Below are 12,064 nucleotides of genomic sequence, written 5' to 3' on the forward strand. Positions count from 1 at the left end.
GGCCCGCCGAGCAGCACCATCGGTGATCGGCAGTCAGGTCAGTACGGCTGCGCAATCTAGAGCATGGGGTGATCCATGTCACCGGGATTGACCGAACTTCCCACCAGCCGGACGCAACCGGCCGGAGTCCGCCGCCGGGGGGCGCAAAAGCCACCACCGCCGGGGGCCGCGGGAGAAGCCGCCGCGGAACGCGAAGGGCACCGGCGCGCGGGTCGCGCGCGCCGGTGCCCGGGATGCGGTGGGGGAGTGCGGCTACTCCGGACGCTTCAGTCGGGTGATGAACTTGTAGCGGTCGCCGCGGTAGATGGAGCGCACCCACTCGACCGGGGCCCCGTCGTTGTCGAAGGAGTGCCGGGAGAGCTGGAGCATCGGCAGGCCGAGGTCGGAGCCGAGCAGGCCGGCCTCGCGCGGGTTGGCCAGGGTGGTCTCGATGGTCTCCTCGGCCTCGGCCACGGTGACCCCGTACACCTCGCGCAGCGCCGCGTAGAGGGAGGTGTGCTTGGCCAGGTTCCGGCGCAGGGCCGGGAAGCGCTTGGCGGAGAGGTGGGCGACCTCGATGGCCATCGGGTCGCCGTTGGCGAGCCGCAGGCGCTCGATCCGCAGCACCCGGCCGCCGGGCTTGATGTCGAGCAGCGGGGCGAGCCGGTCGTCGGCGGTGATGTAGCCGATCTCGATCAGCCGGGAGGCGGGCTCCAGGCCCTGGGCCCGCATGTCCTCGGTGTAGGAGGTCAGCTGGAGGGCCTGGGCGACCTTGGGCTTGGCGACGAAGGTGCCCTTGCCCTGGATGCGCTCCAGCCGGCCCTCGACGACCAGCTCCTGGAGGGCCTGGCGCACGGTGGTGCGGGAGGTGTCGAACTGGGCGGCGAGCGCCCGCTCGGGCGGCACCGGGGTGCCGGCGGGCTGGGTCTCGGTGAGCTGCAGCAGGTGCCGCTTCAGGCCGTAGTACTTGGGGACGCGCGCGGTCGGGTCGGTGCCGGCCTGCGTCGGGAGGCTGTTCACCTCGGGGTCGTTGACCTGGGCGGTGGATCCCCCGTCGCTGCTCATCGGACCTGTTCTCCCGCTTCTCGCGAGGCCTACGGCGACCCCGCCACATCGTTAACGGCTCACATCGTTGCATGTATGGCTACGGAACGAATACCTCATCACGCGATGAACGATGTGCGGTGTCGGCTTGATAACGGGTGGTCGAGATCGGTCGAACAGCCGTTGACAGGCCCATTGGTCTAGGCCAAGCTCCAGGCAGCTGGTCTACACCACTAGGCCGGTAGCTATGAATCCCCCCACCCGTTCGAAGGGGTCCGCGGCACCTTTCCCCCCGCTTTGTGTGGGTCTGCCGCTGCCGCCCGACGGGGGTAACCCAGGCATCCCTCAGGAGGATGGCGTAATGAAGCGTCAGCTCATCGCGGCGGTCGGCGTCGCAGCAATGGTCGTCGGCCTGGCGGCTTGCGGCTCGGACGGCAAGAAGAGCGAGGGCGACTCGGGGTCGTCCTCCGCCTCCGCGGCGGACAAGTACAAGGGCAAGACGCTCAAGGTCTGGACCATGACCGGCTCCGCCCCGAAGGGCTGGACCGACGCGGTCAAGACCGAGTTCGAGACCACCTACCCGGGCTCGAAGGTCGAGTACGCGACCCAGGAGTGGGGCGGCATCGGCGCCAAGATCACCGCCGCGCTGTCGGAGGGCTCGGTCGACGTCCTGGAGGTCGGCAACACCCAGACCGCCGGCTACGCCTCCTCGGGCGGTCTGCTCGACCTCACCAAGGAGAAGGCCGCCCTGGGCGGCGACGCCTGGCCCGCCAACCAGAACGAGTCCGCCGTCCTGGACGGCAAGCAGTACGCCGCCCCGTGGTACGTCACCAACCGCGTGGTCGCCTACAACAAGGACCTGTGGACCAAGGCCGGCCTGACCGACACGCCGAAGACCCTGGAGGAGTTCTACAGCGACCTGGAGAAGCTGAAGACCACCGAGGGCGTCGTCGACCCGATCTACATGCCCGGCCAGGAGTGGTACGTCTACTTCGGTCTGCTCACCAGCGAGGGTGGCAAGATCGCCAAGAAGGACGGCGACAAGTGGGTCGGCGGCCTGGGCTCGCCCGAGAGCCAGAAGGCCTTCGAGACCTACAAGAAGCTCCAGGGCTACTCGGCCACCGGTCCGAAGGACAAGGACGAGGCCACCCCGCAGCAGAAGGACGTCTTCGCCCAGGGCAACGTCGGCGCCATGATCGGCCTCGGCTGGGAGCTGCCGGACGAGAAGGCCATGCCGAAGGACAAGATCGGCTACTTCGCGCTCCCCGGCAAGACCGCCGACAAGCCCACCGGCGTGTTCCTCGGTGGTTCGAACCTCGCGATCGCCTCGCAGAGCAAGAACACCGACATGGCCAAGGACTACCTGAAGATCGCCCTCAACGACAAGAACGAGGGTCTGTTCGCCGCCGCCGGCATCACCACGAACAAGCCCGCGCTGAACGCCAACATCCAGGGCGACTTCGCCAAGGCCGCCCAGCAGGGCGCCACCGTCGGCGCGATCACCCCGAACACCCCGAACTGGTCCAGCGTCGAGGACAACCCGAACCCGGTCAAGGAGTTCCTGACCGCTGTCCTCCAGGGCGGCGACTTCGCCTCCACGGCCAAGAAGTACGACGACGAGATCGCCAAGAAGCTCAACCAGAAGCAGTAAGCACCCGGGACCCGTCCTCGGCCCTCCCGCAGGCGGGAGTCCGGGGGCGGGTCCCAGCAGCGTCGTTCACCGGCCCCCGGCGGGGGGCCGGTGGGCGGCGCCTGTCCGTCGTGGCCAGGTTGTGAGGAAGTGAGAACGATGGCTGTGCATTCGGAGCGGGTGCAGACACAGTCCCCGGACCCAGGGAAGGCCGCTGTGGCCGGTCAAGAGACGAGCGCCTCGGGCGGCGGCTCGAAGGGCACCGCGCCGAAGGGCGCCAGATCCGCGGGCGGCCCCAGCCTGGGCTCACGCCTCGCGCCGTACCTGCTGCTGCTGCCGGCCACCGTGGCGACCCTGGCCCTGCTGGGCTGGCCGCTGCTCAAGACGGTCCTGCTGTCGTTCCAGAACCTCAACAGGCGCCAGCTGGTCCTGCACCTGACCGAGTGGACGGGTTTCGACAACTACAAGGAGCAGCTGACCGACCCGGAGTTCTGGTCGGTCACCGGCCGGACCATCGTCTTCACCCTGGTCAACGTGGTGCTGATCATGGTCGGCGGCACCCTGATCGGCCTGCTGCTGAACCAGCTCGGCAAGAAGATGCGGCTGGTGCTCCAGGTCGCGCTGCTGCTGGCCTGGGCCATGCCGGTGGTCGCCGCGACCACCGTCTACACCTGGCTGTTCGACTCCCAGTGGGGCGTCGTCAACTGGATCCTGGAGCAGCTCGGCTGGCAGTCGATGCACGGCTACAACTGGCTCAGCAACCAGTACTCGACGTTCTTCGTGATCATCCTGCTGATCGTCTGGATGTCGATCCCGTTCGTGGCGTTCAACATGTACGCCGGCCTGACCACCATCCCGAAGGAGCTCTACGAGGCGGCCCGGATGGACGGCGCCGGCGCGCGCAAGATCTTCACCGCGGTGATCTTCCCCAACCTGAAGCCGTTCTTCCTGGCCACGACCTTCCTCGAGGTCATCTGGGTGTTCAAGGCGTTCACCCAGGTCTACGCGGTCAACGCCGGTGGACCGGAGAAGCTGACCCGGACCCTGCCGGTGCACGCCTTCCTGGAGGGCTCGGCCGGCCAGCACTACGGCGTCGGCTCCGCGATCGCGGTGCTCACCATCCTGATGCTGGGCGTGCTGATGGCGTACTACTTCCGCATCATGATCAAGCAGGAGGACGAGCTGTGAGGCGCTCTCTCTTCGGACGTACCTGGCTGAACGTGATCGCGGCCGTCCTCGCCGTCTTCTTCGTGTTCCCCGTCTACTGGATGTTCGCGACCGCGTTCAAGCAGAACAGCGACATCATCAGCCCGACGCCGGTGTTCATCCCGCTCGACGCGACCTTCGAGCACTTCACCACCGCGGTCAACGCGCCGAACTTCTGGACGTACGTCCTCAACAGCGTCGTCGTCACCGTCGGCGCGGTGCTCGGGTCACTGGTGATCGCCACCCTGGCGTCCTTCGCCATCGCCCGGATGAGGTTCCGCGGCCGCAAGGCCTTCGTGCTGGTCATCATGATGGCCCAGATGGCGCCCTGGGAGGTCATGACCATCGCGGTCTACATCATCTCCCGCGACAACGACATGCTGAACAGCCTGGTGCCGCTGACCCTCTTCTACATGATGATGGTCCTGCCCTTCACCATCTGGACGCTGCGCAGCTTCATCGCCGCGGTGCCGAAGGAGCTGGAGGAGTCGGCCATGGTGGACGGCTGCACCCGCTCCCAGGCCTTCGTGAAGGTGATCTTCCCGCTGCTGGCCCCGGGCCTGATGTCGACCTCGCTGTTCGGTTTCATCACGGCGTGGAACGAGTTCCCGCTCGTCCTGATCCTCAACAAGGACCAGGGCAAGACGCTGCCGCTGTGGCTGTCGTCCTTCAAGACCGCCTTCGGCAACGACTGGGGCGCCACCATGGCCGCGTCCACGATGTTCGCCATCCCCGTGCTGATCCTGTTCGTCTTCCTCCAGCGCAAGGCGGTCGGCGGTCTGACCGACGGCGCCGTGAAGGGCTGAGTCCACGTGAGCATCCTCGTTCCCACCGTGCCGGACAGCGACCAGCTGCACCGCGACGCCCTGACCGTCCTCCAGCCCGGCTTCGTCGGCACCGAGCCGCCGGAGTGGCTGCGCCGCCACCTCGCCGCGGGCCTCGGCTCGGTCGCGCTGTTCGACCGCAACGTGGTCGACCTCGACCAGCTGTCCGCGCTCACCCGGGCGCTGCGCGCCGAGAACCCCGACCTCCTGATCGCCATCGACGAGGAGAGCGGCGACGTCACCCGGCTGGAGGCGGGCTCCGGCTCGTCCTGGCCGGGCAACCTCGCGCTCGGCGCGATCGACGACCCGGCGCTGACCCGGGACGTCGCCCGCGAGCTGGGCCGGGCGCTGGCCGCGGCCGGCGTCAACTACAACTGGGCGCCCACCGCGGACGTCAACTCCAACCCGCGCAACCCGGTCATCGGCGTCCGTTCCTTCGGCGCCGACCCCGAGCTGTGCGCCCGGCACACCGCCGCCTGGGTGGAGGGCCTGCAGTCGGCCGGCGTGGCCGCCTGCTCCAAGCACTTCCCCGGCCACGGCGACACCGCGGTGGACTCGCACCACGGCCTGCCGGTCATCGACGTCGACCTGGACGTGCTGCGGGCCCGCGACCTGATCCCGTTCCAGGCGGCGATCGCGGCCGGCACCAAGGCCGTGATGACCGCCCACATCATGATCCCGGCGCTGGACCCGAAGCTGCCGGCCACCCTGAGCCCGACCGTGCTGCGCGACCTGCTGCGCGCGGCCCCGGCCGACGGCGGCCTCGGCTACCAGGGCCTGATCGTCAGCGACGCGATCGAGATGGGTGCCATCGCCGACACCTTCGGGATGGGCGAGGGCACCGTGCTGGCCCTGGCGGCCGGCGCGGACGCGATCTGCGTCGGCGGCGGGCTGGCCGACGAGGAGACCGTGCTGATGCTGCGCGACGCCATCGTGGCGGGCGTGCGCTCCGGCCTGCTCGCCGAGGAGCGGCTGGCGGACGCCGCCGAGCGGGTCCGGGCGCTGGGCAGCTGGGGCCGGATCGCGGCCCAGGGCGAGCGGGTCGAGCCGGACCTGGCGGTCGGCCTGCGGGCCGCGCGCCGGGCGCTCAAGGTGGTCCGGGCGCCGGGCCAGGTGGTGCCGCCGGTGAGCGAGCGCCCGTACGTGGCCTCGTTCTCGGACGAGCCGAACATCGCGGTCGGCGACGTCACCCCGTGGGGCGTGGCCGGCATGCTGGCGGACCGCTTCCCCGGCACCCGCACCCGCGCGGTGTCGGCGGCCGAGGCCGCGCCGGAGCTGCTGGACGCCCTGGTCGGCGAGCTGCTGGCCGGCGCCGAGGGCCGCCGCCTGGTGCTGGTGGTCCGGGACGCGCACCGGCACGCGTGGATGTCCGCCGCGCTGCGCCGCCTGGTGGCGGCCCGGCCGGACGCCGCCGTGGTCGAGATGGGCCTGCCCCAGTCGGAGCCGGTCGGCGCGCTGTACATCGCCACCCACGGCGCCGCCCGGGTCTGCGGACTGGCGGCCGTGGAGGTCCTCACCGGGCAGCCGGGAGCGGTCGGCTGACACGATCGACGCGACGTCACCGGCGCTGTCCGGTGGCGTCGGTGAACGGGCCCGTCATGCGCATGTCGCATGGCGGGCCCGTTCTGTTTCCCCGCCGTCGACCCGGGAGACCACCGAGTGACCGTGTTCCCTCAAGCAGGCCTTAAATCCACCTTAAGACCTACTTAGGGTGACGGAACGACGACTGGCGGCCACGCGGTACAACGGCTCTGCAACGGCCGCCCCGACGAAGGCTTTTGGTCGTTGACACCACCTATGGTCTAGGCCAGAGTCCAGTCATCCGGTTCGAGATTCAACCTCGCCGGATGTGGTATCGGCCCTCCCCCAAGCTCTTCGCCGCCCCCTGTCCGGACTCTCCGCCACGGGCGCCAATCACGCTGCCGGCGGGCACAACGGCTCTACACCCCTCGGAGGATGGCGTGAAGAAGCGTCAGCTCATCTCGACGCTCGGGACCCTGGCACTGGCGGTCGGTCTGACGGCCTGTTCCTCGACGGCGAAGCCCTCGGGCGACGCCGGCGCGGCCGGTTCCGCGGACCCGAAGGCCGCCGGTGGCACCGTCACCGTCTGGCTGATGGACGACGCCCAGAAGAACTGGCCGGACCTGGTCCAGCGGGTCAACGACGAGTTCGCGGCGAAGTACCCGAACGTCACCCTCAAGCTCGCCTACCAGGGTTGGGCCGACAAGCTGGCCAAGCTCGACAAGGCCATCGCCGACGGCAGCGCCCCCGACGTGGTCGAGCTGGGCAACACCGAGACCATGAAGTACGTGCTCTCCGGCTCGCTGGCCCCGGTGGACCGCGGCACCTTCGACAACTCCGACAGCTGGATCAAGGCGCTCGCCAACACCTGTACGTACCAGGACAAGCTCTGGTGCGTGCCCTACTACGCCGGTTCCCGGGTCGCCATCTACAACTCCACCGCCTTCCAGCAGGCCACCGGCAGCGCCGACTTCCCGAAGACCGAGGCGGAGCTGCTGGCCGCGCTGGACAAGGTCGCGGACCGGAACAAGGCCGACAAGACCTTCTCCCCGCTCTACCTGCCCGGCCCGTACTGGTACGCCGCGATGAGCTACGTGGCCGCGTACGGCGGCGGCATCGCCAAGTTCGACGGCTCCGGCAACTGGCACGGCACCCTGCACGACCCCAAGTCCCAGCAGGGCATCAGCCACTTCGTCGACCTGGTGCGCAAGTACAACAAGGGCGACCTGGCGGTGAACGAGCAGAACCAGTTCGAGTCGATGGCCCGCGGGCACGCCGCGTCCTTCTACGGCAACGGCTACGAGGCGGCCAGCGTCACCGCGCCGGTCACCGGCGACCCGAGCCTCAAGGACGCCGTCAAGGTGGCCACCATGCCCGGCCCGGACGGCAAGCCGCTGCCGACCTTCATCGGCGGCTCCGACCTCGCCGTCACCGCCAAGTCCCAGCAGGTGGCGCTGGCCACCGACTGGATCCGGATGTTCACCAGCACCAAGTCCGAGCAGGCGCTGGCCGACAAGGACATCCTGCCGAACAACCTGACCCAGCTGAACCCGCTGAAGAGCAAGCCGAGCACCGCCGCCGCGGCCAACGCCGTCCCGGACGCCTGGTTCACCCCGCTGGCCCCCGGCTGGGGCGCGGTCGAGAAGCAGAAGATCATCCCGGACATGCTGACCTCGATCCTCAAGGGCAAGTCGGTGGACCAGGCCACCAAGGAGGCCGACGCCGCGATCGACCAGCTGATCAACAAGGCGTCCTGACCTCCCGTCGCGCCCGTCTCCGGACGCCCGTCCCGTCGTCGGACGGGCGTCCGGAGGGGTGCGCGGGTGGGCGTGCGCGCGGGGCGCGCGGGTGTGCGGACGGAGGTGCCCGGCGGCGGGCGCGCCCGTAGGATCGTGGGACGAAGGACCGCAGCGAGTGTGCGGACTCGCCGCCTGGAGGTCCCCGCCGGGCAGCCGCCCGAGCGGGGTCGAACCGTCTCACCGGAGGCAGACCCAGATGTCCGACCCGCAGACCGTTCCCGTCCCCGGCCGGATCATGGCGGCGGAGATGGCCGAGCAGCCGGCCGTCCTCCAGCGCATCCTCGACGAGGGTGCCCCGAAGATCCGCGAGGTCGCCGCACAGATCGCCGCCCGCCGCCCGCGCTTCGTCCTGCTCACCGCGCGGGGCACGTCCGACAACGCCGCGCTGTACGCCAAGTACCTGATCGAGATCCTGCTCGGCAAGCCGGCCGGCCTGACCTCGATGTCCACCACCACCGCGTACGGCGCCAAGCCGGACCTCACCGACGTGCTGGTCGTCACCGTCAGCCAGTCCGGCGGCTCGCCCGACCTGGTGGCCTCCACCAAGGCCGCCCGCGAGGCCGGGGCCGTCACGCTCGCGGTGACCAACAACGCCGCCTCGCCGCTCGCCGAGGTCTCCGAGTTCCACATCGACGTGCTGGCCGGCCCGGAGAAGGCGCTGCCGGCCACCAAGACGTACACCGCCGAGCTGCTGGCGCTCTACCTGCTGGTCGAGGGCCTGCGCGGGGGCGACGGAGCGGCCGCCAAGGAGCTGCCGGGCCTGGCCGCCGGGGTGCTGTCCCGCCGGGCCGAGGTGAAGGCGCTGGCGGAGCGCTACCGCTTCGCCCAGCGCCTGGTGATCACCTCGCGCGGCTACGGCTACCCGACCGCCCGCGAGGCGGCGCTCAAGCTGATGGAGACCACCTACATCCCGGCCACCCCGTTCTCCGGCGCCGACCTGCTGCACGGCCCGCTGGCGATGGTGGACAACGTCTCGCCGGTGATCGCGATCGTCCCGGACGGCAAGGGTGGCGAGGCCCTCCAGCCGGTGCTGGACCGGCTGCGCGGGCGCGGCGCGGACCTGGTGGTGGTCGGCCAGCAGGCGCAGGTGGACGCCGCCTCGGCCGGCTTCGCGCTGCCGGCCGGCGTGCCCGAGGAGGTGCAGCCGATCCTGGAGATCCTGCCGCTCCAGCTGCTGGCCTACGAGGTCACCATCGCCCGCGGCCAGGACCCGGACGCCCCGCGCGCCCTGGCCAAGGTCACCGAGACGCGGTAGCCCGTCCCGCGCGCGGCGGCGACCCGTCCCGCACGCGAGCCGGCCCCGGTCCACGGGTTGTGGACCGGGGCCGGCTCGTTGAGCGGCGGAGACATGGTTCCGGGGGTGGAAAACACTACGGGCCACGGCGCCGACACGGGACCCTCAACCCATGCGGCACCGCAGCCCGGAGCTGTCGTCGGGCGCCAGATGGGATCGAGAACTGTGCGGGGTCCTCGATCTGCGGCGTCCGACCGAGGAGGGGCCGCGCGCGGTCAGGGCAGTTGCGCGGGGACCTCTCCTTGGTGCCCTTCCATTGTGGACTAGACCAATCTCGGTTGTCCAGGCCTCCCGGAAAATTGGTCTAAACAACTCAGGGGGTGTCCGGACCCGGCGGGAGGCCTGGCGCGCCCGGCCCGGACCGGCGGCGCTACCCTCGCCATGTGCCCTCGCTGAACGAACTCGTCCGCCGCCACACCACCCTCACCGGGGCCGATGTGGAATGGCTCCACCACCTGGTCTCGGAGTGGCAGCTGCTCTCCGACCTCTCCTTCGCCGACCTGGTGCTGTGGATCCCCACCTGGGACGGCATCCGCTACGTCTCGGTGGCGCAGATGCGGCCCAACACCGGGCCCACCTCCTACCAGGACGACATGGTCGGCCACCTCGTCCCGCGCGGCCGCCGCCCGCTGCTGGACGCCGCCTTCGACGAGGGCCGGATCGTGCGCGAGGGCGACCCGGAGTGGCGCGAGGAGGTCCCGGTCCGGGTCGAGTCGATCCCGGTCCGGCGCGAGGGCAAGGTGCTGGGCGTGATCGCCCGCAACACCAACCTGCTGACCGTCCGCACCCCCAGCCGGCTGGAGCTCACCTACCTCCAGAGCGCCTCCGACCTGGCCCAGATGATCGCGGCCGGCTCCTTCCCCTTCCCCGGCGTCGAGCAGGCCGACATGGACGCGGCCCCCCGGGTCGGCGACGGCCTGATCCGGCTGGACGCGGACGGCGTGGTCACCTACGCCAGCCCCAACGCCCTCTCCGCGTACCACCGCCTCGGCCTCACCACCGACCTGGTCGGCAGCCACCTTGGCCGGGCCACCGCCGACCTCGCCCCGCCGTCCCGCTCGGCCGTCCACGAGGCGCTGGTGAAGCTGGCGAGCGGCTGGGCGCCCCGGCAGACCGAGGTGGAGGCGCAGGGGGGAGTGGTGACCCTGCGGGCGATCCCGCTCAAGCCCAAGGGCACCCTGACCGGTTCGCTGGTGCTCTGCCGGGACGTGACCGAGCTGCGCCGCCGCGACCGCGAGTTGATGACCAAGGACGCCACCATCCGGGAGATCCACCACCGGGTGAAGAACAACCTGCAGACCGTCGCGGCCCTGCTGCGGCTGCAGTCCCGCCGGATGGAGTCGGAGTCCGCCCGGGCCGCGCTGGACGAGGCGGTGCGCCGGGTCGGCTCGATCGCGATCGTGCACGAGACGCTCTCCCAGGCGCTGGACGAGCAGGTGGCCTTCGACGAGATCGCCGACCGGGTGCTGGCGATGGCGATGGAGCTGACCCAGGACGGCCGGGTGGCGACCCGCCGCACCGGCAGCTTCGGGATCCTCTCCGCCGAGGTGGCCACCCCGCTGTCGATGGTGCTGACCGAACTGCTCCAGAACGCCCTGGAGCACGCGTTCGGTCCGACCGCCTCCGGGAACCTTGAGGTCAGCGCGCTGCGCGGGCGGGCCCCGGCGACCGGCAAGGGCTGGTCGGACACCTGGAACGGCGGCGCCCGGCCGGAGGAGTACCTGCTGATCACGGTGCAGGACGACGGCCGGGGCATGCCGGAGGGCTTCGACCCGAAGACGGCGGGCAACCTCGGGCTGCAGATCGTCCGGACGCTGGCCACCGGCGAACTGGGCGGCACCTTCGACATGGTGGCCGGCCCGAACGGCGGTACGAAGGTGATCCTGGAGATCCCCGTCCGCTGAGATCCCCGTCCGCGGGGAAACCGTTGCGCGAGGAAACCGTTGCGCGGGGATGCGCACAGGTGCGTGGAGGGGGCGTGCGTCCGGCGGAAGCGCCGGGTGCGCGCACCCGCACGCCGGGGTGCGGAACGGGGTGCGGAAACAGAAACGAGGCCCTGTCGACCGGGGGGGGTGGGTCGACAGGGCCTCTCAACCCGTTCCGGCCGTCGGGGGGAGTCGGCCGGAGCGGGGGCTCTGGGTGGTGCGACACCTCGCCGGTGCGTTGCACACGGTGAGCGCCACAGCTCCACGATATTGCTCTAAGTGAACAGTATCAAGTGCTTGGGCGGGTCCGGTGTCGCGGGACCTGGCTGGGCGAGGTCCTTGGTGCGGAAGGCTTCACCAGGAGGTGCAGGGAAGCCTTTGATCATGTGTCGATCGGTACTGCGGTCACTGCTGGTACTACGGCGTGTGATCGCCGGGTGATCAGGCGGTGCGGGCGCGGTTGCGGGCTGCACGGCGCTTCATCGCGCGGCGCTCGTCCTCGCTCATGCCGCCCCAGACGCCGGCGTCCTGACCGGTCTCGAGCGCCCACTGGAGGCACTGCTCCATCACCGGACAGCGGCGGCACACGGCCTTGGCTTCCTCGATCTGCAGCAGAGCAGGACCGGTGTTCCCGATCGGGAAGAACAGCTCGGGGTCCTCTTCGCGGCAGACAGCGCGGTGGCGCCAGTCCATGGTCGTCCAACTCCTCCTGCCGCGGGGGGTGGCCCGATCGGCATAATCGAATGGCTTGTGAATGTGAACGCTTTCACGAATCCCGCAACAGCAAAAGAGACCAAAGGCCCGTCGGGCCCGGGTGGTCTGTGCTGGGGGGGATTCGGCGA

9 protein-coding genes are annotated in these 12,064 nt (G+C 70.3%); 7 read left to right on the plus strand and 2 right to left on the minus strand.

What is annotated here, in order from left to right; all coding sequences use genetic code 11:
- Positions 1-252 precede the first annotated feature (252 nt).
- A complete protein-coding gene (locus tag ACFCY1_RS34180) occupies positions 253-1,044 on the minus strand; it encodes a GntR family transcriptional regulator (protein WP_049649420.1) in 792 nt (263 codons plus the stop codon).
- Positions 1,045-1,384: 340 nt separating this feature from the next.
- Here ACFCY1_RS34180 and ACFCY1_RS34185 point away from each other — a divergent pair, with 340 nt between their 5' ends.
- From ACFCY1_RS34185 to ACFCY1_RS34215, 7 genes are all read left to right on the plus strand, one after another.
- Entirely contained in the window at positions 1,385-2,674 is a 1,290-nt protein-coding gene (locus ACFCY1_RS34185) for an extracellular solute-binding protein (protein ID WP_049649421.1), read from the plus strand.
- 138 nt (positions 2,675-2,812) lie between these two features.
- On the plus strand, positions 2,813-3,841 hold the full coding sequence (locus tag ACFCY1_RS34190) for a carbohydrate ABC transporter permease (protein ID WP_049649422.1): 1,029 nt from the start codon (positions 2,813-2,815) through the stop codon (positions 3,839-3,841).
- A complete protein-coding gene (locus ACFCY1_RS34195) occupies positions 3,838-4,665 on the plus strand; it encodes a carbohydrate ABC transporter permease (protein WP_049649423.1) in 828 nt (275 codons plus the stop codon). Before ACFCY1_RS34190 ends, ACFCY1_RS34195 begins: the two co-directional genes overlap by 4 nt.
- Before the next feature lie 6 nt (positions 4,666-4,671).
- The gene (locus ACFCY1_RS34200) at positions 4,672-6,225 is read left to right on the plus strand and encodes a glycoside hydrolase family 3 protein (protein ID WP_049649424.1); all 1,554 of its coding nucleotides are present in this window, start codon (positions 4,672-4,674) and stop codon (positions 6,223-6,225) included.
- Positions 6,226-6,644: 419 nt separating this feature from the next.
- Positions 6,645-7,961, plus strand: coding sequence for an extracellular solute-binding protein (locus ACFCY1_RS34205; protein ID WP_375877105.1), 1,317 nt, complete (start codon positions 6,645-6,647; stop codon positions 7,959-7,961).
- Between the two features lie 238 nt (positions 7,962-8,199).
- Complete coding sequence (locus tag ACFCY1_RS34210; protein ID WP_049649426.1) at positions 8,200-9,258, plus strand: SIS domain-containing protein; 1,059 nt, start codon at positions 8,200-8,202, stop codon at positions 9,256-9,258.
- 422 nt (positions 9,259-9,680) lie between these two features.
- Positions 9,681-11,201 carry a sensor histidine kinase gene (locus ACFCY1_RS34215; protein WP_181970676.1) on the plus strand — a complete coding sequence of 507 codons (1,521 nt, stop codon included), beginning with the start codon at positions 9,681-9,683 and terminating at the stop codon, positions 11,199-11,201.
- A 462-nt stretch (positions 11,202-11,663) separates the two neighbouring features.
- On the opposite strand, the gene ACFCY1_RS34220 is transcribed toward ACFCY1_RS34215, so the two are convergent.
- On the minus strand, positions 11,664-11,915 hold the full coding sequence (locus ACFCY1_RS34220; RefSeq protein ID WP_014138019.1) for a WhiB family transcriptional regulator: 252 nt from the start codon (positions 11,913-11,915) through the stop codon (positions 11,664-11,666).
- Positions 11,916-12,064 lie beyond the last annotated feature (149 nt).

Source organism: Kitasatospora sp. NPDC056273, assembly GCF_042268845.1.
Classification (GTDB): Bacteria; Actinomycetota; Actinomycetes; order Streptomycetales; family Streptomycetaceae; genus Kitasatospora.